The organism is Rhizobium sp. LjRoot98 (assembly GCF_964252935.1).
In the GTDB taxonomy this organism is placed as follows: domain Bacteria; phylum Pseudomonadota; class Alphaproteobacteria; order Rhizobiales; family Rhizobiaceae; genus Pararhizobium.
Genome location: NZ_CAXUPW020000025.1, coordinates 1 through 20,817, shown reverse-complemented (window position 1 = coordinate 20,817; position 20,817 = coordinate 1). Strand labels below are relative to the sequence as shown.

Below are 20,817 nucleotides of genomic sequence, written 5' to 3'. Positions count from 1 at the left end.
CCTGACTCATCGGCTGTTTTCAGCTTTAACTAAAAGAATCCGACCTCCATTACGGCTGGGGAACAGACCCGTCCGGCATGCGCTGACCGCGCGCTTTCATTTCGGCCTTGGTTTTCCGAAACTCGACGCAGGCGTCGAACTTGGGGTTTGTCTTGCAAAACCCTTCCAACCGCTGGACGTTTGCTGCCATCATGCCGGGTACGTACTGCTGGAAATCCTGCATGCGTCGCGTGGTTTCCGCGGTGACCGCCATATGGGTCATGCCGGTCGGATCTAGTCCTCCGAAGGTATTTGCGGCTGCGATTGCTGGTGCCATGTCACTTGCACGCTGTGCCGATTTCATCGCTTTGGCCATCTCGGCATCCGTCAACGGCCTGGCGGTCATTAATCCATCTTTGGTGCTGCCATTATAGCCGATCGGAGTGACGGACGGTGGGCTCTGGCAGCCGGCGAGCGAAGAGGCAAAAAATGCGAAGAGGAAGAGTATTTTTTTCGAGAGAGGGGGATCACTCATGTAACGGCTGGACACCATAGTTCGCTCTGGTGTGGATAAGGCCGGGCGCGTTAGTGACCGCGCCGACATCTCGCCCGGCCTGCTCATGCCTGAGCGCGCGTGATTGAGATTCCACGCATTTGGTAAGGTTCCAGGAGATCATACGGGCAGCTCTGTTCCACGATCAGCCCGTCGATTTGATCGAGACCGATAATATCGTGAGCGGAGACCGCGCCGAGTTTTTCTTTGGATGCAAGGACAAGTGTTTCCGCCGACTGGCGACTAATGGCTCGCTTGATCGCCGCCTCTTCTCTGTCACCTGTCGTAAGCCCGTGGTCGGGATGGATGCCGGTTACACCCATGAAAAAAATGTCGGCGCGGATGTGGGAGATACCCTCACTGGCCACGGAGCCCACTGCCACGTTGGAGTGCTTGTAGATGCGGCCGCCGACAAGCTCCACTTCGACGTATGGGTGGTCGGAAAGAGCGACCACTATATCAGGGCTGTGTGTGACAACGGTCGCATGGAGCTGTCGGGGAAGAGCGCGGGCCACCGCAACGGTGCTCGTCCCGCCATCCAGGAAAATGATCTGGCCATTCCTGACCATCGCCGCCGCCGCCTTTGCGATTGCCGTCTTATCCTCGACGGAAATATTCCTTCGGCTTGGAAGGTCAGCGAGCGCTTTTGATGCCGGCAAAGCTCCACCATGGACCCGTTGTAGCAGACCTTCCGCGGCAAGCTCGCGAAGGTCGCGCCGGATTGTATCTTCCGACAGGCCCAACGCAATGCTGAGCTCTTTCGCAACCACGCGGCCCGCGGTTGCGAGGGTATCAAGGATAAGGGCTTTTCTTTCGCTCGTTAGCATCACGGACCTCATCTGTTTTGCGGCTTATTGCACGTTTTATTCATTCGTGCAATACCGTGCGGTTATGTGCATCGGAGACGAACATGACGATATCTAATCGAATCAAAGTTGAAGAGGTAACCACGCTCTCAAGCGACTGGTACATTTTGAGGAAGACAACATTCAGCTTCCTGCGGGGTGACGGCACCTGGCAGAGGCAGAGCCGGGAAACCTACGATCGCGGCAACGGTGCGACGATTCTTCTCTACGACCTTGAGCGGCGTAGGGTACTTCTAACCCGGCAATTTCGGTATCCGGCGTATGTCAATGGCCATGACGATCTTCTGACGGAGGCACCGGCAGGTCTTTTGGACAATGCCATTCCGGAAGAACGGATCAAGGCGGAGGTCGAGGAGGAAACCGGATATCGGGTAAGCGATGTGCGACCGATTTTCGATGCCTTCATGAGTCCCGGCTCGGTGACCGAGAGGCTCCACTTCTTCATTGGCTCCTATTCAGCCGCGGACCAGGTATCCAATGGCGGCGGAAACGCGGATGAAGGTGAGGACATCGAGCGCCTCGAACCTACGATAGATGAAGCGCTGGACATGATTGCGGATGGGCGCATTCGGGACGGCAAGACGATCATGCTTCTCCAGTATGCCGCCCTTCATGTGTTCAAATGAACGGATGATGGCGGCGGGATACAACCTAGGCATCGTGATACAGCGGTTCGGTTTTTAAGTCATGCATACACTAGAGACAGGTACATTTCTGGGACGGGTTCCCTTTGCAAGGATCGGCGGTGGCCTGAACCCAATCCTCGTGATTAACGGTGGTCAGGGCTTCATGATGGCGCCAGATCGCGAACGTATGTCGAAGGACGTAAGTCGTCTGAAACGGCTGCTGCCGAACGACCGGAGTATTGTTCTCATCGGCTACGATCCGAGTCCGACTACGGTAACAGTTGAGGGGCTGGCGCATGATGCGGCGGAAATTATCGATCGACACCTCGGTGGGCGAGCCGATGTGATGGGCATCTCCTATGGTGGCGTTGTCGCCGCTCACCTCGCGGCGCGCTGGCCTGAAAAAATCGACAGACTTATCCTGATTGCAAGCGCCCATCGTTTTTCAACCGAAGGAAAGCTTCTCGTGAGGCGCCAGATCGAATTGGTTGAGACCGGGGATATGAAAGGCCTGTTGAAAGAATTTACCTCCATGTTCCGAAACCCTTGGCTTAACTGGCTGGTGGGTTTGCGCGTGTGTATTGGGGGAAATCGCATGTTGAAGCGGTTCGGAAAGCCAGAGGCAATTGTTCGATATCTCGACGCGATGCTCCGCAGCGAACTGCCTGGGGCCGACGCGTTACCGTTCGATTCCCATACGCTCATTATCGGGGGTAGCCGGGACCAGTTTTTTGCCGAAGCAATCATTGAGGCCGCTTCGCGCAATTGTGGCGTTAGAGTCACTATCCTCGACGGAGATACTCATATGGCCCCGGTAGAGCGCGCGACAGCGGTGAACCGCTCCATTGCCTCGTTCCTAAGCCAGACGTCGCCCTAAACACTAAGCCGCAGATTTCGATAAATTGCGGTTTGATCGATACCTTGGGACTGGCCTGCCAGTACCTACTCTAGGAGTAAAGAATATGGAGAGTGTGTTAAATCTGGCGCGCCGGGCGCGAATAGCCGGGCTTTCGGGAGATTTCCAGTTTGGGCATCAAACGTTGGATGAGGCCGCTGGATTGTTGAGCCATGGCGGCGAAAAGGCGTCGGCGTGGATCGCCATCGAAAGAGGGCGACTTCACAACACAGCGGGAGATCCAAAAGCCGCGTTGCCGTTTTTTCTGGATGCGTGGAAAATAGCGCGCGCGAATGCGGATCACAATCTGGCGGTCGATGCTGCTCATATGCTTGCGATTGCTTCAGAACTTGCTGAGGCCGAACTGTGGACGCTGACAGCGCTCGACTATATCGCTGCGAATGGCGTAAGTCATGGCTGACTTTGCGGGCGATGGATAACCTCAACGAAGCAATAACCTTGGGGAGACGTGTTGTCGAAGATGCTGAAACGGCCGGCGACAAGGCGCCATTTGTTTGCGAGGAGCTCGCCGAATGCTACGCGACCGTCGGGGACTATGACATGGCCGCAGAATTCGCCGCCAGGGCATATGAAGTATTATCCGGCAACCCTGCTTTTGTTCGAGATGAATCGGAACGACTTGCCAAACTTGCTACCCTTGCGAAGATTTATACAACCGTTGGATCATTGCTGCCTTCTACCGCCCGTGTCGTAGACCAAAAAGTCGATATTTGACAAATACATCGGTCGTCAGGATCACTACGACCTCCCCGAACTTTAAATGGATCGGGATCATGACGAATGCATTGCGGATGACCATGGCAGCCTTCTCGCTGGGGGCTTCCATCTCCGTAGGGTCCGTCAATATGTGGTGATGTCGGCTGGCATGCGGCATGGATTTGTCTGGTCGATGTGGTTCGTTACAACAGCAACCTATGGTTTTAACGCTCTACTGATCGTTGTTGGCAAACGCCATGCGGTGAAGCACATAAATAGTCCTCGAGGAAAGGGAAATGATGTCTGGGAAGATACACATGGTGGCCGGCCCCATCGGAGTTGGTAAGACCACATATGCTCAGGAACTTACCGACCGGATCAATGGCGTCCGGTTTTCGATCGATGAATGGATGTTGTCCTTGTTTGGTCCAGACATACTGGCTCACCCTGACCCAACCTGGATCTTTGATCGCGTGAAGAGATGCAACCGCCGTATTTTGGACACCGCCCTTCCTGTTGCGTTGCGGGGTGTGGACATCGTTCTCGACCTCGGCTTCACGCTGCAGGATGAGCGGAAGGCTGTCGCCGATGCAGCCCATGCCAGCGCGCTCATTGTAGAAATGCACTGGCTACAAGGACCAAAATCCTTGCGATGGGAAAGGGTTGAAAAACGGAATGATCAAGGCGGCAAAACCTTCGCCTTTAAGATCACCCGGTCGATGTTCGATTTTATGGAGGCCAGATTGGAAGAGCCAGATTCAGAAGAACTTCTCGCGCTCAATGGAAGACGAATTTCGCCGCACGAGACGACTGTCTTAGACGGAACGAGCCGATGAACGCAAAGGACCCGCAGCCATCATTGCGCCAGGATTACATTGTGTTGCCTGACGGGAGGCGCCTTGCCTGGTCCGAGTGGGGACCGATTGGCGGCCGACCCATTATTTTTTGCACTGGGGCTGCGATGAGCGGAAGTCTGGGGTTTGCCGAAGCTGATCTGTCATCCCTCGGTGGCCGGTTGATTGGCATAGATAGACCAGGTCTTGGCCGTTCGGACGAAAATCTCGATAGCTCGTTGAACTCATGGACCCGGGACGTTGAGACGTTGATTGAGGCGCGAGAGTTGAAGGATGCCGTTGCGGTGGGATTCTCGCAAGGGGCTCCCTACGCACTCCAGCTCGGAGCGAGTGAGGTCGTAAGAGGGGTGGCGGTCGTGTCCGGCCAAGACGACTTCAACTTCGAGCCGACGTTTGATAAGCTCGATAAAGAGTTCATCACGATGTTCCAGTCTTTCCGAGTTGATCCGGAATCCTTCACCAAGAATTTGAGTGAACTCGCAACTGCCGACTGGTTATGGACAATGGTCATGACGAACAGTTCGGATGCCGACCGCGCCGTATTCGGCGCCGAGCCTTTTGCTAACGCTTATCGCCGCTGCCTCGATGAGGGTTTTGTTCGAGGAAGTGGCGGATATACACGCGACCTGCAGAACACCTGGAGCACATGGCCCTTTCGAGTCGAAGATGTACATGTACCAGTCGATCTCTGGTACGGAGAAATGGACACTAGTCCAGTCCATTCGCCCGACTTTGGCCAGATTCTGTCAACACGCATTCCGCGTTGTCGACTATTCTGCAAGGAGGAATTTGGAAGCGCATTGCTGTGGACCCTAGGTCGAGAGATCATTACAGAACTGCTCAAGCATTAATACGGCCTGTATGTTGAGTCATAATGTCCGGTGCAAAATGCGTTGACAGCGCTCACTTGGTCTACTTAAAAACAGTGGTTGTTGTGACCGGACATCGACTGCTGCCTTGGCTGCATTGTGAGGCGATGTCGCAGATAGTTAGCCTTATGTCCCACGGGAGGGAGTAAACTATTTCCCGATTGGTGCCGCCGTCAACGAACGACAGCTGCCCCCGGCCGACCATACATGCGCCCCTTCGTCCGAGCCGCTTCTTTACTTCAGTTGAGATTTTCTTGCGTGCTTCCAAGGAAGAGGTGGCGCGATCGGCAGCGCACCTCCATGGACCTGCCTTACTAATCCAGCCACGGCCATTTCCCGCAAGTCGCGGCAGATTATGTCTTCCGACAACTGGAGTTCCGCCGCCAGGTCTCCCGTATCAATCTTCCCGTCATTCCCAAGCCTTAGCAAAATCAATGCCCGCCGGTGAGATGTTAGCATTCCAGTTTCCACTATCTTGACTTTGCATGATTATGCATGCCTGACCGATTAAAACCAGAATTTTCTGGCAACTTCGTGAATTTGGAGAACTTAATGCTGATCTTAATTGCTGGCCCCTATCGTTCCGGCACAGGTGACGACCAACCGCGCCATTATCGATGCCGGGTCAAAGAAACTAACGTCTGATCTTCTCGGCCTTGAGGGCTATGGTCATATACTGGGTCGCGACGACATCGTGCTTGATCGCTTGATCAACTCTCGGAAGAACATGGCCGGCTTGTGAGCGAAGGCGCTATTGGTCTCAAGGTTGGCGACAAGTTCCGGATAGTCCCTAACCATGCCTGTGTTGTGACCAACATAGTTGGTACCGTCCACGTAGTAGGTTTCGGAGAACCAATTGTAACGTTGCCAGCGCGCGGAAAAATAGTTTAGCGGGCGTTTGGAGACTTCATCGTAGTTGCCTCTGGACTCTCGCCGGCCCAAGCCCAGAATGCCAAGAGCATGCGTCGGATATGCCTTGGGTTATCGCCAAACAACAATGCTCGATAAGGAACTGGGCATCACCTTGATCTTGTCAGGGTTGCAAATCCAGCTGCAGGCGTTGCCGCAATGAGGCAGCTTAGACTTGTGTGCCACGTCTGCGACTTTCCACTTATTAAGCTGTCCGACCCTGCGTAGCTTTCTGATAATCGACCAATTCAAAGGGGCCACATCACGCATTCCAGCGAGGAATAGCCTTGTTGCCGCAGCTAAGTTGGCCTTGGACCACAGTGTGCCCTGATCTTTGTTTGACTAAGAAAATGCTGAGAATACCTCTGCCGCACCTTTTGCAAATGGCCCATTAAGAAAGGGCGTCGTTCGAACCATCATGGGCAGGGTTAAAAACGTCGCCGTCGAACGTAAACCGATTATCCCGCAACCTCGGGTAAAACTTGGCAAGTGAACTGATCGCACACTTGCCAAGGGGGCTGAATAATTACGCGACCGCCCTGGGAAATTCGATACGCTCGCCCGAGGAAACATCGAAAAGGTGAAAATTGCTTGTTGAGGGTTTTACTCGCACGATTTCCCCGCTTCGAACTACGACCCCAGCGTCAACCATGGCAACGAGGTCTTCTCCGCCCTCGGTGCGGGTGTGAATATAAGTCTGAGCACCTGTTGGCTCAACAAGAGTCACTTTTGCTGGCACTCCATCCTCTTGCTGTAAGGCAATATTTTCCGGTCTAATTCCGAGGACGTAGTCGCCCCGAGGCAAGGCCGTGCTCTTGGCGAATGCTGCATTGGTCGACTTCGACAGACTGGCGGCACCTTTGTCGTTCACCGAAACATTTACAAAGTTCATCTGAGGGGAGCCGATGAAGCCTGCGACAAAAATGTTCTTGGGCCGCGAGTAGATTTCCATTGGCGAAGCCGCCTGCACGATCTCTCCTTTATCCATCACCACGATGCGATCGGCCATAGTCATTGCCTCGATTTGGTCGTGCGTGACATATACGGTCGTCGTCTTGAAACGTTGCTGGACTTCCTTGATTTCAGCTCGCATCACGACACGCAGTTTCGCGTCGAGATTGGAGAGCGGTTCGTCGAAAAGGAAAACTTGTGGATTGCGAACAATGGCGCGCCCCATAGCAACCCGTTGCCGCTGACCGCCCGAAAGATCACGCGGCTGGCGATCCAACAGGGGTTCGAGATGAAGTATGCGAGCTGCCTCACGAACTTTCTCTGCGATTTCATTCGTAGGGCGCTTCTGCATACGTAGACAAAATCCGAGGTTCTCGGCCACGGTCATGTGAGGGTAAAGAGCATAGCTTTGAAACACCATCGCGATGTCTCGTTGCATCGACGGCAAGTTGGTGACGTCGCGCGCACCAATGCGAATTGCCCCTCCGGTGCTCTTTTCTAACCCGGCTACAATACGTAGCAAGGTTGACTTGCCGCAGCCGGACGGTCCGACAAGTGCAACGAATTCACCCTCTTCCACTTTGAGAGAGATGTTCTTCAAAATGTGAACGGCGCCAAAATGCTTGTTCAAGTTTTCAATACTGATCGCGGTCATGCGGTTTCCCCATGTGGTGTGAGCAGGCCTTCATAAAGACTGGGCCTTCTGTTTCGCTCGAAATTGAATTCCTCGGCTTTCCCGTTAAGGCAGTCATCCAGATCACAATCGGCAACGACCAGCTCATCACTAAGAGACGTTGCTTGCGCAATGATCCGACCGTCCGGATGGACGATACATGAGCCGCCCATCAACTCGACACCGCCCTCAATCCCAGCCTTGGCAACGCCAACGACGAAGGTACTGTTTTGGTATGCGCCCGCTTGCATGCAAAGATGGTTATGAAATTGTCGTAGTTCTGCGGATTGGTCTGCCCGTGGGTTTTGAAGCGGAGTTGTATATCCCAGGACGATCAGTTCGACGCCCTTCAGGCCCATTACGCGATAGGTTTCTGGCCATCTCCGATCATTGCAAATGCACATTCCGACGCGACCATCGAAGGCATTGACCACCGGAAAACCAAGATCGCCAACTTCAAAATAATACTTTTCGAGATTTTGGAACGGATCATTCTCCCGATTGTCTGCATGACCAGGAAGATGGATCTTTCGATACTTCGAAATAACAGTTCCCTGTTTGTCGACCAAAACTTGCGAGTTGTAGCGACGACCGATTACATCGTCTTCAACAAGCTCGGCGTACCCCAGACTGAAACCGATTCTCCGCTCTCGTGCCAACGCGAACAGAGGCTGTAAATCCTGAGCTGGCATTGTTTTCTCATAAAAAATGTCAGCCTCGCGCAGATCAACATGGTACTCGCGCGGAAAAAACGTGCTCAACGCCAGCTCTGGAAACACAGCTAGGTCGCAACCTATATCTGCTGCCTCACTGAGCAATTTCATGATGCGACCAATTGTTACGCTGCGTTCCTCACTAGGGTTTACGGGCCCCATCTGGGCTGCGGCTATTCTAATAGTCCTTGGCATTTTTTTGAACTCCTTGGAGATTGTTCGCCTTGACCGTCTCGATCAAGTCCCTGATGCCATGGGCAAGGGAGACCTTCGGGCAATATCCAAGGTCGCGTTTTGCAGCCGCTATAGAAAACAGCGGGTGAATGTCCTCTCCGGGGTCACGTTGGGCCCCGATGGAAGCCGTAAAGCCGGGGATATAGGTCGCGATCAGTGACACTATGCCGCCGACAGTGTCGCCTTCACCTCCGGTAACATTGTAAGTAAAGCGCGATGTCTCTGTGGCATTTAACGCTAATACGATTGCACTCGCCGCGTCTGACACATGAACATACTGTCGGAAATCATGTAGACCATGTTCCAGGACGCCGACATTTCCTTGAATGGCATCGTCTACGAGACGCCTGATCGCGCAATAATGTTTTCGGTCAGGGCCATAAACGGTACTAATTCTCAAGCATACAGCATCGAATCCGAATTCCTGACAGTAACCCAGCACAAGTGCCTCTGCGGATGCCTTGGACGCACCGTAGAGGCTCTGGGGTTTGAGGGGGAGCTCCTCGCCGACTGGCCCGTGAGTATCAATGTTGCCATACACGCTGGTCGACGAACAGTAGACAAACTTCTCAACCTTGCACTTGCGAGCGAGCTCAAGCAGGTTGAATGTGCCAAGTACGTTGACCGGTGCAATGAGTTGCGGGTTAGCCTTTGCGTCGGCGGGTCCAGATATTGCCCCACAATGAACGATTGCCCACAGTTTTCGAGACGCGAACGTTTCAACTGCACCCACATCGGTGAAATCAAGCGCCTCACCGCCCTCCGGAACTAGTCGATCGGTGGCGATCACCTCATACCCGGCAGCACGTAGCGCGACTGTCGCGGCCGCGCCTACCAAGCCAGCCGCACCAGTAACCAGGACAAAGGGACGATCGGGATCAATGGTTGCATCACTCATTTGACAGCCCCAAAAGTCAGACCGCGCACAAGGTGACGTTGGCCGATCCACCCCATTATCAGCACAGGCGCAACGGCCAGCACTGCTGCTGCGGAAAGCTTTGCCCAGAATAGGCCTTGGGGTGCGGAATACGTGGCAATGAAAGCAGCAAGGGTTGCAGCCTTAGTTGTCGACAGGTTGATGCTCCAGAACGCCTCGTTCCAGCAAAGGATAATAGAGAGAAGCGCTGTAGAGGATATGGCGGGGCCTGAAAGGGGCAGCAAAATAAAGCGGAACTCATCCCACAATCCAGCTCCATCGATACGCGCTGCCTCGAGGATGTCACGAGGAATGTCTTTGAAAAAGGAATACAGCATCCAGACCACGATGGGCAGGTTGGCAACTAGGAACAGCAGGATCAGTCCCAGATGCGTGTCGATCAAGCTCATGTCTTTAAACAGGATGTATATTGGCACGAGCACTCCGACCGGCGGCATCATCTTCGTCGAAAGCAGCCAGAGGAGAGTTCCCCTGGTCTTTTCAGTGGGGTGAAATGCCATGCTGTACGCAGCGGGGAAGCCTATGAGCAATGCTAAAAAAGTTGCAGCCGCAGATATCCCGACGCTGTTCAGGGCGAACGCCCAATAGTTGGACCGACCTAGGACGGCGCGGTAGTTATCCAAGGTCGGTTGAAAGATGATCGATGCCTCAGGCGAGATGGCATCGATCTCGGTTTTGAAGCTTGTGAGAAGCATCCATATGATCGGAAAGACGAGAAGCAGAACGGCGCCCCATCCTAAGATGAAGTTGACGCCGACAGTGAAAAGCGGGCGAGAAGAAGTCATTGTCTTAAATCTCCAGCGAGCGTGATACGGCTTTGGCCAGGAAATAGGCGACGACGTTTGCCAAGATGATAGATATAACGCCGCCCGCAGAAGCGAGGCCAACGTCGAACCGAAGAAGCGCTTGGACGTAGATGAGGAAAGAAAGATTGGTCGAAGCCAATCCGGGTCCTCCCGAGGTCGTTACGAAAATCTCTGCAAATACCGAGAGTAGGAAGATCGTTTCGATCATGACGACGATGCCAATGGGTCTTGCCAAGTGCGGCAAGATGATGAATCGAAATATCGCGAATGATCCAGCCCCATCCATCGCGGCGGCTTCCTTTAGCTCCCGATCGAGAGACTGCAAGGCTGTCAACAATATTAGAACGGAAAAGCCAACCCACTGCCAAGCGATGATCGTAATGATTGACATCAGCGGGAATACACCGAACCAATCCACGCCTGGTAGGCCGACTGCGCGCAGGATCGTGGTGAATAGACCGTTCACCGGATCGAGAAGAAGATTCTTCCAAATTAACGCCGCCACTGTCGGCATGATAAAAAAAGGTGAGATTGCCAGAACACGCGCAAACGATGAGCCTGGAAACTCTAAGTCCAAAAGAAGGACAAGTCCGATGCCGATACCAATGGTCAAGACAACCACGCCGACAACGATCAAGACTGAGTTAAACGCTGCGATCGCTAGAGAGCTGGAGCTGAAGAAATAGATGTAATTGTCAAGGCCAATGAATTCCCGGCCTGCCGTGTTCACCAAGTTATAGTGTTGGAAGGAAAACCAAAAAGTCATGATGGTCGGAACGGAAATCCAGACCAGCAACACTGCGACAGATGGCGCGATAAGATAGGTATTACGAAAAGACCTGGCACTGTCAGCTGATGGCACTACAGTTGACTTGGCAAGTTGGGAAGCGGGTGTCGCTGTGTTCACCGCGTGATCTCCAATTAGGCCGGAACCTGCGCCGCATTTTTGAGGGACGCGACGCAGCTCCGGAGGAAAGGGATTACTTCTTAATGTAGCCCGACTGCTCCATCGTCCGCAGTGTGAAGGCTTGACCGGCCGCGAGTGCCGCATCTACGGTCTGTTGACCTGCCACGGCCGCAGCGATCTGCTGTCCGACTTCCGTACCAATGCTTTGGTATTCAGGTATCGAAGCGTACGTGATGCCCATGTAGGGTACGGGGTCGACGCTTGGCTTGGTAGGGTCAGCTGACAAAATCGCTGTTTTGACAAAATTGGCAAATGGCGCGGCATCCTGATACTCCTTGAGGTCGTAGGTGGACTGGCGCGTGCCGGGGGGGATAGCGATCCAACCCTTCTTTTCACCTACGTTGCGTACATATTCTTTTGACGTTGCCCAAGCGATAAAGCCCTTTGCTATATCTGCTTTCGTCGATGAGTTCGGGATAGCAAGCGCCCACGCCCATTGCAGCGCAGCCCCATTAGGTACATCCGCAATCGGAGCATTGGTGAAGCCGACACTCGAAGCTACTTTGCTCTCGGCGGGGTCAAAGAGATAGCCAGCTGCAACCGTGGCGTCGATCCACATCCCACACTTGCCGCTGGCAAAGAGCGCCCGTGTTTCATTGTACCCGTTTGAGGTCACACCCGGAGGTCCATACTTGTTAAGAAGGTCGACATATAACGTGACCGCCTTGTGCCACGGGCCGCTGTCGAGTTGCGGCTTCCAGTCCATATCAAACCATTTCCCCCCGTGCGTATTGACCGACGTCATGATGGGTACGATATTTTCCCCCGAGCCAGGCTTGCCCCGCAGGCATAGACCGTACACCTGGTTGTCGGGGTCATGAACTTTGCCTGCGAACTCCGCGATCTGATTATAAGTCGGCTGTTCGGGCATGGTGATGCCAGCTTTTTCGAACAGATCCTTGCGGTAGTACGTCATCGAACTTTCTGCATAGAACGGGAGAGCGTACAATTTGCCGTCTACCGAAAGTCCTTTTCTGACGGTTTCAAAAATATCGTTATAGTCGTACTCGGAGCCGAGATCATCGACCGGTGTAAGCCAGTTGTTTTTACCCCAGATCGGAGCCTCGTACGAGCCGATCGTGATGATGTCGAACTGACCGCCATTTGTTGAGATATCCGTTGTCACGCGCTGTCTGAGCACGTTTTCTTCCAGAACTAACCAGTTGATGCTGTTGCCGGTTTTTTGCTCCCATTCCGATGAGAGCTCCTGCATTACGACCATGTCCTGGTTGTTAACGGTCGCAATTGTGATCTCCTCACTATGTGCCGCTACAACAGCAGAAAAAGTAAAACTGAGCGCGAACGCCGATGTTTTCAAAGCAGCAGCTGCGGATGCCAGGGTAAATGTCCTGATATTACATTTCATGATTGATCCCCTTGTTAGCGTTCTTTATACAGAACATCATTCTTTATATGGACCATTCAATCAGCATTCTCTTTTCTGTCAAGCAAAATCGTGGGGATGCTATGATTTTCGCAAGCCCGCGATGTAGCGGTTCAGCGATGGTAGGCGCCAGCGGTCCTCTACTTGCTGTCGGACAGGGGCACAGCTCGGATTCATAGAGATATTGAAGGCTGGCATAGCGCGTGCAGCGGCAACTTGACCGGAGCAAGGCATTGATCTGCTGCTGATGAAACTTTACGATCCAGGATCAGAACCGGCTAAGATCGTATCCTAAGCTGGAAATCCTGGTGGCACCCGGGCCAGTGTCTGGAGATGAATATCTCTCACAGTGCTAACCATCGCGGCGGAGAGCTCTGCCTCAACTACCCCCATCATTTCGAGAGGAGCCGAGCAGTTTATTATAAACTCGACCTCGCCGTTCTTGTTGAAGACGGGGAGCGCCACTGCCATCAGACCGTCCGTAAACTCGCCCTTGCTCCGAGCATAGCCGCGCACACGGGTCTGTTCGAGCTCGTTTAAAACAGTTTGTTTCGTCATAGGAGTCGCCGCGGTATACTGGGTGGGCTTCCACGTCTCAAACCAGGTATCGACTTTCGCCTTAGGAGCCCACGCCAGAAGGGCGCGCATCTGCACAGATGCATCTTTCGGGTATCGAAATCCAATAGGAAGGGAGACCTCGATGCGAAGCGGGTCATGGAACTTGTCGATCAACATGAAAGTCTCATCGGGCATCGGCTGGGACAAAACGCACGGAAAACGGATGCGCGAAACGAGACTTGAAACCTCGGTCCTGATGATTTCGATGGACGGAATTCCGAGCAACTTCGACACGCTACCGAGAAGACCAGGATGAAGCGCGTAGGTTTTTGCGCTTTCATCAAAACGAAGCCAGCCATGCTCCTGCAAAGTCTTGAGAATGGAATGGCAATGGCTTTTCGTAATATCGAGCGCGGTGGAAATATTTGCGAGTGTGGTGTTCTCCGGCCGCTGCCAGTTTATGAATTCAATCACTGATATCGCTTTATCCAAAGCTGGTACAAGTCCCAGCCCTAATCGTCGCGTATTGCCTGCGCTTGCTGTGACTGTCCAATGGTCACCGTCGCGACTTAGCTTTTCATGCGCCTGAAGCGAGGCCGTGTCGAATGCTGTGGTGCTGCTTCGAGGCGATTTCATGGGCACATCCTTAATCGTTTGCCGAGACCTAACACACCTCATCACGGCTTCAAACCAAAAGGCATTGACGAAAGTCTGCTCGAACGTTTATGTTCTGTTAAAAGGATATTATTCTATATACAGAATGGATGCAAATGGTCGATACTCTCATCACCAACGGAATCGTTGTGACCAACGCCGGAACCTATCGTGCCGACGTTGGAATCGTCGGAGAGCAAATCGCACAAATTGGTGGAAGCTTTCTCCGAGCGCAAACAGTAATCGACGCGAAGGGGCTGTATGTCCTGCCAGGAGGCGTGGATGTGCACACCCATCTCGACGCACCCTCGCTTGGGATGATGACAGCAGACGACTTCCAAACAGGTACAGTTGCAGCCGCTTGCGGTGGAACGACGTCCATTATCGATTTCTGTCAACAGTCGCCCGGCGGTACTTTAGCGGAAGGCATCGACAACTGGGACAAAAAGGCATTAGGCAAGGCAGCTGTCGACTATGGTTACCACATGCTCATCCCAGACTTCCATGATCGCATTGCAGATGAACTCGCGACTCTACCGGGCAGGGGTATCACCAGTTTTAAGCTCTTTATGTCGGGGAAGGGGAGCGCGATGATTGACGATCAGGCTCTTCTGAGCGCCATGGCGAAAGCCAGAGAATGCGGCGCACTAATTATGGTCCACGCGGAAAACGGAGACGCTGTTGATTTCTTGCAGCGGAAGTTTCTAAGCGAAGGCAAGACCGCCCCGCTGTATCATGCAGCGAGCCGCCCTGCCCGGGCAGAAGCCGAGGCGACGTCGCGAGCGATCGCGCTTGCTGAAATAACGGGTGCAGCACTTTACGTGGTTCATGTTAGTTGTGGTGAAGCTCTGGAGGAAGTAGTTCGCGGCAAACAGCGAGGCGTCAATGTTCTTGCCGAAACGTGTACCCATTATCTTTTCCTGACAACAGACGATCTGGATCGAAAAGGATTTGAAGGAGCGAAATTCGTGTTTTCGCCCCCTGCTCGAAGCAGGGCAGATCAAGAAGTGCTTTGGAGAGCTCTGCGAAACAATGTCTTAGAAACAGTTTCATCTGACCACTCTTCCACTCGCTATCATGACCAGAAGCAAGTGGGGCGCAGCGACTTTACCAAAATACCAAACGGACTCCCCGGCATAGAGGAACGCTTTATTCTTCTCTACCAAGGTGTAGTGAGTGGAAAAATCTCGCTTGAACAATTTGTGGACCTGGTGGCATCACGTCCGGCTAGAACTTTCGGGCTTGCGCCACGGAAGGGAACAATCGGCATAGGAAACGACGCTGACCTTGTTTTGTTTGATCCTGCAAGCAGTCGAACCATCAGCAATGAGAACTTACATCATGCAGTCGATTATTCCGCATACGAAGGAATGAGGGTTCGAGGCAGGGTGGTGTCCGTCTTGCTAAGGGGCAAACAGATAGTGCGCGACGGTGAATTCTGTGGCGAGGCCGGATATGGAAAGTTTCTTTCCCGAGAGCGCGTAGAGGTTTGAAGATGTTTGTGCTCGAGGGCCGCACCGCATTAATCTTTGGGGGAAGAACTGGAATTGGAGCCGCAGTCGGTTCGCTTTTTGAACAAGCCGGCGCGAGAGTCCTTATTGCGGATCTGTTCGACAAATCCGAAATCGCGGAGAACAATAGAGACGCTCTATTTTGTGACGTATCCGACAAGACAAATGTCGAGCAAGTCGTTGATGTCGCAATCCAGCGCCTTGGTCATATTGACATCCTGATCAATAATGCAGGCGTAGGTACTCCGGCACAGGACGTCCAAGACATCCCAACAGATGTTTGGTCAAAGGTATTTGCTGTTAACGTTGCTGGCTCACTGTTCGCCATCCAAGCCGTAATCCCGCACATGATAAACCGTGGTTACGGTCGTATTATCAATACAGCGTCGCAGTTGGCTCATAAACCTGCACCAAAACAATCTGCCTATTCGGCATCGAAAGCAGCTCTCGTCGCGATGACGGTTTCAATAGCGCAAGAGGTAGCGTCAAAAGGCATTACCGTAAATTGTGTATGTCCTGGTCCGACCGGCACAAACATGTGGCACGGCAGCGATCCGAACTGGAAAAACTGGAAGACCGAACAGCTGCCTATCCGCCGGATAGGCACCGCGGATGAGATCGCTTCAGCCTATCTCTACCTTGCGAGTGATGCTGCCTCTTTCATGATTGGGCAAAGTATCTCTCCGAATGGCGGAGATGTGATGTGGTGACAGGTAAAGGCTGAAATCACAATCATGAAAAATATCCTATCCATTGGCGAGGCGATGATTGAACTCGCAGGAACGACGCCGAACTTAGCTCTCGGCTTTGCTGGCGATACCTTCAACACGGCGTGGCACCTTCGTAGGAAACTCCCGCGGCTCGATTGGAATGTAGCTTTTTACACCGCCACCGGGACCGACGTTTACTCACGAGAGTTTCGAACGTTCGCAAATGACTCCGGAGTTGACCTTCTGGGAAGCCCGGAATTGAGCGACCACCAACTCGGGCTGTACCTTATCCAGCAAGAACACGGCGATCGACGGTTTAGCTATTGGCGACGAAATTCCGCTGCGACGCACTTAGCAGACGACAAGAGCTTGCTCTGGTCGTCGCTGAGTGGGGCGGACGTAATTTTCTTTAGCGGAGTAACGCTAGCTATTCTATCTCCTATGAAAAGACTGCTCTTCCTACAATCTGTTGCGCGTGCACGTGACGGCGGAGCCAAAATCGTATTCGATCCCAATATCCGTCGTAACCTTTGGATATCCCGTCGACAAATGCGCGCCTCTATTACCGGTGCCGCAGCGATCGCAGACATCGTTTTGCCAAGCTTTGCCGACGAGTATGCGCATTTTAACGATAGAACACCTAACGAATGTGCGAGACGATATTCAAACGCCGGATCCAGGGAGGTTGTCGTTAAAAACGGGGGCGAACCGATACATGTGGCGCTCGAGGGGGCGTTTGAAACTTACGCTCCTGTCAAAATCGTAGAATGCGTCGATGCTACGGGCGCCGGCGATGCGTTTAACGCAGGTTACCTCGCAGCGAGATTGAACGGCGAGACTGTTGGTAACGCGGTACATGCCGGGCATTTGTTGGCGTCAAAAACAATCATGCATCACGGCGCGCTCGGGTGATACTACACTCTCCCAGGATATCAAAACACGGGTCAACAACGCTCACTTTTAGGAGGTGGTGAAAGGCGACTATCGTGTCGCGGATACAGCTGCCAGCCAAAGAGCCCCCTCTGCAGGTGAAGTGGTAACGATGTAAGAGTACATCGTAGGAAATTCCCGAGCTATTAGGGACGTGACCTGTCGGCAAAATTGAGGTTGCCCTTGAAATATTCCTCCTCCCAGAAATACGGGGCCGGCAGCGCCTTGGCGAATTAGGCTTGATACATTCGCGCAAAGCATCTCGGCCTGTTTTTGCAGGACTTTAGCTGCCATGAGCGAACCTTGATCGAACGCCGTGAAAACAGACGTGGCATGATACGCGAAAGAAGCGGAATTCAAATTGCGGCACAAGCGCTCGTTTGCCTGCCCAATTTCTGGAATTTCCAGGCTTTCACACAAAAGGTCATTAAGCGCATCCCCCGTTAGGCCGCAGTCATTTACAGCTAAGCACGCTCTTATCGCTTCGCGTACAATGCCTGCGCCACCACCCTCATCTCCCAGGAGCCAACCCCAGCCTCCTGCCGTGACAAGCGAGCCGTCCGGCCGACGAGAGACTGCAATTGAGCCGGTCCCGGCAATCAGTGATATTCCACCAAGGCGGCATGCAGTTGCGGGTAAGAGTTCCGCGTCGTTGACGACCTTCACCTCCCATCCCGATGTCTCTCGCAATGCTTTTTCGCAAGCTCGCAACCTCTCATCGCTGTTGCAACCGTTAGCCCCAACCACAGCCCGAACAGGTGTCTCATTCCCCAGTGAAGCTTCGACAATCTCCACAAGACGCAAGCAATCCTGCGCGCTGTAATTGTTCAACCGCCAAGACGCGGTAGGAACCGTCATATCCAAAACGAGGTTTTGGGCACAACCCGCCATCCAGCGGGTCTTTGTGCCGCCAACGTCAACACCAAGAAAAAGAGATTTCGATCCAGACATCACTGAGGCTGTTCTGCTGAACTCGCCGAGAAAACGTCGGACCCTCCAATAATCGTCCTATGAAGGTTCAGCTCTTTATCCAGAACAAGAATGTCGGCCAGCTTTCCTGGCTCGATGCTACCGACAACGTCTGAAACTCCAACGAGTTCGGCTGGTGTTAGAGATGCCATGCGGATAATACTTGGCATGTTTTTTCCGACCGCCCGAGCCATGGTCTGCACCATCTTGTCCATTCCGTGCATCGAGCTAGCGAGACCGCCGTCTTCTCCCCGCACCGTGTGACCGTCACTGTAAACCCACGTGCCGTCCTCGTTCGATCCAAACCGATATTTCCCGGCTGGCGCGTCCATGGCCCGGTTCGCATCGGTAACCAGGCATGTCCTGTGATAGCCGATCATCTCATAGGCGAACCGCAGAAGATCATCGGACAGGTGGTAACCGTCAGCAATTACTTCAGTGCTCATCGCATCATTGAAAAGTACGTACTGCTCCATGCCGGCCTGCATTGGCGTTCCGAACCGCTTGCGGAGTGACGAAACCGAACTCATCGCGCACCAGAAATGGTCAACATGTCTCATACCTGCAGAGAACGCCGCCTCTAGTTCGCTCCAACACGCATTTGAATGGCCACAGGTTATTAAGCAGCCCTTATCCTTGGCGAAAGCAAAAAATTCCAGTGCGCCTGGAAGTTCGGATGCACAGGTAGCAATCTTGATAATGGGTTTGGACAGGAAGTATTCGTACTCCTCGCGAACAGGGTCTCGGCGGCCTTCAACCGAATGCACCCCGACTTTGTCTTCCGCGAAATAGGGCCCGTAGAAATGGATGCCGGCTATACGAGCACCATCAGACGGTTTCCAAGACGCTTGTATAGTTTCGCACGCAGTTACCATGTCATCTAATTGCTTAAAGGACCCAGTTGTGGTCGTCGGAAAAATCGAAGTCGTACCATGTTTTGCATGAGCCACATTAACCCTCCTAACGGCGTCGACGGTGCCATCCATATAGTCGGCGCCTGCAGCGCCGTGCACGTGGATGTCAACAAAACCCGGCGACAAAAACTTACCAGAACAATCGAGGATGTTTTCCTTTATATGCTTTGGTGAAAACTCCTCGATGCCAGATATCATTCCCTGCTCGCAGCGGATAACAGCGTTTTCGACAATTTGGTCGGGAAAGATAACATTGCCCTTGATGAGCAGATTGCCCATAATACGCTCCATGTCTGTGGATTATTATGCGCGTCTTTACCGATGTGTGCAGAAAAATGCAATGGAGAAATACCGTGTCTTTTGACTCTACCCCGGATGAACGCCGGGAATTCATACTCTCAAGTCTGCAAACCAAAGGACGGCTTTCAACAACCGATCTCTCCGAGCATTTTTCGGTTTCTGAAGACACCGCACGGCGAGATTTTCGTGAAATGGCTTCGGCAGGCTTAATCAAGCGCGTCCACGGCGCAGCATTGCCAATTTCTCCAGGCTCCTTGCCCTTTCAGGGACGATACAAAATTGCCGCAGATGTGAAAGTTAAATTGGCGCGCCTAGCCGCTCAGTTGGTGCTTCGAGATCAGGTGGTCATCATTGACGGTGGCACGTCTAACCTTGAACTGGCGCGACAATTGCCGACCGATCTTCGGGCTACAATCGTCACGAACAGTCCATTAGTTGCTACAGCAACGACCGAGCATCCGTACCTCGAAGTGATCCTGTTGGGTGGAGTGTTTGACAAGCGTAGCCAAATGACTTTAGGGGCTCGCGTTTTGGATCAGTTACGCTCAATGAATGCAGACCTTTGCTTCATTGGCGTTCATGGCATGCATGAGGATTTTGGTCTGACCACTGCCGGATATGACGAGGTAGCCGTAAAGTCAGCAATGATTGAGGCAGCCGCTGAGGTGGCTGCGATCGTCACACCCGATAAATTCGGGACGGCGGCCGCCCACAAAATTGGTCCGCTCTCGCTTGTCGATACGGTAATTACTGAAGGTGGTCGCAAGAGCCGTAGCTGGATCGAGGCGAGGAAACTCAAAGCAATTTACAGCTAAATGCGACAGTAAAATGAATTGAGTTGCCTTCGTTACAGTTCTTAAGGAGACTGAGACACAGCGGCCTGCGACTTATTAACGTCGCGAAACGCCGCTATCGCGGCCATTGTTTCGTGCTCTTGAGCAACGGCTGCTTGACACCCTTCAATATGCATGTTTGCGTTACAATAACGAAGCGCGCTACGCATATTGCGCTCCATCTGATCAGTATGCTCGGGTGAAAGCGCTTTTTGCTCCATTTCTTGGCTTAGTTTTCGAGAGCGTTCGAATTGGATCATGGCAAGGGTGCCGGTGGGATCAAGGCCCGTCGGCACACACCCGCTTATAGCTAAACCAGCCAAGATCGAGACGGTTATTGGGAAAACAGGCGGCGATAAAGCAGTTTTTCTTACAAACAATTGAAGAGTTTTGTGTCGAGCCGTATGCGACGTCCACGCCCCATAGATTTTTCGGTTGATCTACGGGCCGTCAAATGAGCTCACCGAAGAGTATCTGACGAGCTCATTGTGAGGCTCTGATGCGC

Annotated in this window: 22 protein-coding genes and 1 pseudogene; 11 read left to right on the top strand and 12 right to left on the bottom strand. The window is 53.0% G+C overall.

The features are described from left to right. Positions 1-49: 49 nt before the first annotated feature. Positions 50-532 (bottom strand): hypothetical protein, encoded by a 483-nt coding sequence (locus ACSQ3J_RS30370; protein WP_436041058.1) that lies wholly within the window; start codon positions 530-532, stop codon positions 50-52. A gap of 65 nt (positions 533-597) precedes the next feature. Further along, entirely contained in the window at positions 598-1,359 is a 762-nt protein-coding gene (locus ACSQ3J_RS30365; RefSeq protein WP_056323089.1) for a DeoR/GlpR family DNA-binding transcription regulator, read from the bottom strand. 83 nt (positions 1,360-1,442) lie between these two features. On the opposite strand from ACSQ3J_RS30365, the gene ACSQ3J_RS30360 reads away from it, so the two are divergent. From ACSQ3J_RS30360 to ACSQ3J_RS30335, 6 genes are all read left to right on the top strand, one after another. Beyond that, positions 1,443-2,024 carry an NUDIX domain-containing protein gene (locus ACSQ3J_RS30360; RefSeq protein ID WP_436041064.1) on the top strand — a complete coding sequence of 194 codons (582 nt, stop codon included), beginning with the start codon at positions 1,443-1,445 and terminating at the stop codon, positions 2,022-2,024. Positions 2,025-2,085: 61 nt separating this feature from the next. Next, entirely contained in the window at positions 2,086-2,901 is an 816-nt protein-coding gene (locus ACSQ3J_RS30355) for an alpha/beta fold hydrolase (protein WP_436041057.1), read from the top strand. Positions 2,902-2,986: 85 nt separating this feature from the next. After that, on the top strand, positions 2,987-3,340 hold the full coding sequence (locus tag ACSQ3J_RS30350; protein WP_436041056.1) for a hypothetical protein: 354 nt from the start codon (positions 2,987-2,989) through the stop codon (positions 3,338-3,340). Between the two features lie 11 nt (positions 3,341-3,351). After that, on the top strand, positions 3,352-3,654 hold the full coding sequence (locus ACSQ3J_RS30345) for a hypothetical protein (RefSeq protein WP_436041055.1): 303 nt from the start codon (positions 3,352-3,354) through the stop codon (positions 3,652-3,654). A gap of 278 nt (positions 3,655-3,932) precedes the next feature. Further along, positions 3,933-4,472: an AAA family ATPase gene (locus ACSQ3J_RS30340; RefSeq protein WP_436041054.1), complete on the top strand. Its 540-nt coding sequence runs from the start codon at positions 3,933-3,935 to the stop codon at positions 4,470-4,472. Beyond that, entirely contained in the window at positions 4,469-5,341 is an 873-nt protein-coding gene (locus ACSQ3J_RS30335; RefSeq protein WP_436041053.1) for an alpha/beta fold hydrolase, read from the top strand. Before ACSQ3J_RS30340 ends, ACSQ3J_RS30335 begins: the two co-directional genes overlap by 4 nt. Positions 5,342-5,593: 252 nt before the next feature. On the opposite strand, the gene ACSQ3J_RS30330 is transcribed toward ACSQ3J_RS30335, so the two are convergent. Next, positions 5,594-5,818, bottom strand: coding sequence for a DeoR family transcriptional regulator (locus ACSQ3J_RS30330; protein ID WP_436041052.1), 225 nt, complete (start codon positions 5,816-5,818; stop codon positions 5,594-5,596). 106 nt (positions 5,819-5,924) lie between these two features. Between ACSQ3J_RS30330 and ACSQ3J_RS30325 the strand changes: the two are divergent. After that, a pseudogene (locus tag ACSQ3J_RS30325) lies at positions 5,925-6,250 on the top strand (D-TA family PLP-dependent enzyme); the annotation flags it as partial. A 544-nt stretch (positions 6,251-6,794) separates the two neighbouring features. Here the strand turns inward: ACSQ3J_RS30325 and ACSQ3J_RS30320 are convergent. The 7 genes from ACSQ3J_RS30320 to ACSQ3J_RS30290 all read right to left on the bottom strand — a co-directional run bounded on the left by ACSQ3J_RS30320 (position 6,795) and on the right by ACSQ3J_RS30290 (position 14,127). After that, entirely contained in the window at positions 6,795-7,874 is a 1,080-nt protein-coding gene (locus tag ACSQ3J_RS30320) for an ABC transporter ATP-binding protein (protein ID WP_436041051.1), read from the bottom strand. Next, complete coding sequence (locus ACSQ3J_RS30315) at positions 7,871-8,800, bottom strand: nitrilase-related carbon-nitrogen hydrolase (protein WP_436041050.1); 930 nt, start codon at positions 8,798-8,800, stop codon at positions 7,871-7,873. The genes ACSQ3J_RS30320 and ACSQ3J_RS30315 overlap by 4 nt, the downstream gene beginning before the upstream one ends. Further along, positions 8,784-9,737 (bottom strand): NAD-dependent epimerase/dehydratase family protein, encoded by a 954-nt coding sequence (locus ACSQ3J_RS30310; RefSeq protein WP_436041049.1) that lies wholly within the window; start codon positions 9,735-9,737, stop codon positions 8,784-8,786. Before ACSQ3J_RS30310 ends, ACSQ3J_RS30315 begins: the two co-directional genes overlap by 17 nt. Continuing rightward, the gene (locus ACSQ3J_RS30305) at positions 9,734-10,561 is read right to left on the bottom strand and encodes a carbohydrate ABC transporter permease (protein WP_436041048.1); all 828 of its coding nucleotides are present in this window, start codon (positions 10,559-10,561) and stop codon (positions 9,734-9,736) included. The genes ACSQ3J_RS30310 and ACSQ3J_RS30305 overlap by 4 nt, the downstream gene beginning before the upstream one ends. A gap of 4 nt (positions 10,562-10,565) precedes the next feature. Next, positions 10,566-11,348 carry a carbohydrate ABC transporter permease gene (locus ACSQ3J_RS30300; RefSeq protein WP_436041063.1) on the bottom strand — a complete coding sequence of 261 codons (783 nt, stop codon included), beginning with the start codon at positions 11,346-11,348 and terminating at the stop codon, positions 10,566-10,568. A 214-nt stretch (positions 11,349-11,562) separates the two neighbouring features. Then, positions 11,563-12,771 carry an ABC transporter substrate-binding protein gene (locus ACSQ3J_RS30295; RefSeq protein ID WP_436041062.1) on the bottom strand — a complete coding sequence of 403 codons (1,209 nt, stop codon included), beginning with the start codon at positions 12,769-12,771 and terminating at the stop codon, positions 11,563-11,565. A gap of 453 nt (positions 12,772-13,224) precedes the next feature. Beyond that, positions 13,225-14,127 carry an IclR family transcriptional regulator gene (locus ACSQ3J_RS30290; RefSeq protein WP_162245013.1) on the bottom strand — a complete coding sequence of 301 codons (903 nt, stop codon included), beginning with the start codon at positions 14,125-14,127 and terminating at the stop codon, positions 13,225-13,227. A gap of 134 nt (positions 14,128-14,261) precedes the next feature. Here ACSQ3J_RS30290 and hydA point away from each other — a divergent pair, with 134 nt between their 5' ends. From hydA to ACSQ3J_RS30275, 3 genes are read left to right on the top strand one after another with little or no spacing between them, the layout of a single operon-like run. Then, a complete protein-coding gene (gene hydA, locus ACSQ3J_RS30285) occupies positions 14,262-15,638 on the top strand; it encodes a dihydropyrimidinase (protein WP_436041047.1) in 1,377 nt (458 codons plus the stop codon). Between the two features lie 2 nt (positions 15,639-15,640). Next, positions 15,641-16,366: an SDR family NAD(P)-dependent oxidoreductase gene (locus ACSQ3J_RS30280; protein WP_436041046.1), complete on the top strand. Its 726-nt coding sequence runs from the start codon at positions 15,641-15,643 to the stop codon at positions 16,364-16,366. 24 nt (positions 16,367-16,390) lie between these two features. After that, entirely contained in the window at positions 16,391-17,278 is an 888-nt protein-coding gene (locus ACSQ3J_RS30275) for a sugar kinase (protein WP_436041045.1), read from the top strand. A gap of 69 nt (positions 17,279-17,347) precedes the next feature. Here ACSQ3J_RS30275 and ACSQ3J_RS30270 read toward each other — a convergent pair whose 3' ends face one another. Together ACSQ3J_RS30270 and ACSQ3J_RS30265 are read right to left on the bottom strand one after the other, a co-directional pair. After that, positions 17,348-18,247 carry an N-acetylglucosamine kinase gene (locus ACSQ3J_RS30270; protein WP_436041044.1) on the bottom strand — a complete coding sequence of 300 codons (900 nt, stop codon included), beginning with the start codon at positions 18,245-18,247 and terminating at the stop codon, positions 17,348-17,350. Then, the gene (locus ACSQ3J_RS30265; RefSeq protein WP_436041043.1) at positions 18,247-19,458 is read right to left on the bottom strand and encodes an N-acetylglucosamine-6-phosphate deacetylase; all 1,212 of its coding nucleotides are present in this window, start codon (positions 19,456-19,458) and stop codon (positions 18,247-18,249) included. Before ACSQ3J_RS30265 ends, ACSQ3J_RS30270 begins: the two co-directional genes overlap by 1 nt. A gap of 74 nt (positions 19,459-19,532) precedes the next feature. On the opposite strand from ACSQ3J_RS30265, the gene ACSQ3J_RS30260 reads away from it, so the two are divergent. Continuing rightward, positions 19,533-20,294, top strand: coding sequence for a DeoR/GlpR family DNA-binding transcription regulator (locus tag ACSQ3J_RS30260; RefSeq protein ID WP_436041042.1), 762 nt, complete (start codon positions 19,533-19,535; stop codon positions 20,292-20,294). Positions 20,295-20,817: the final 523 nt, after the last annotated feature.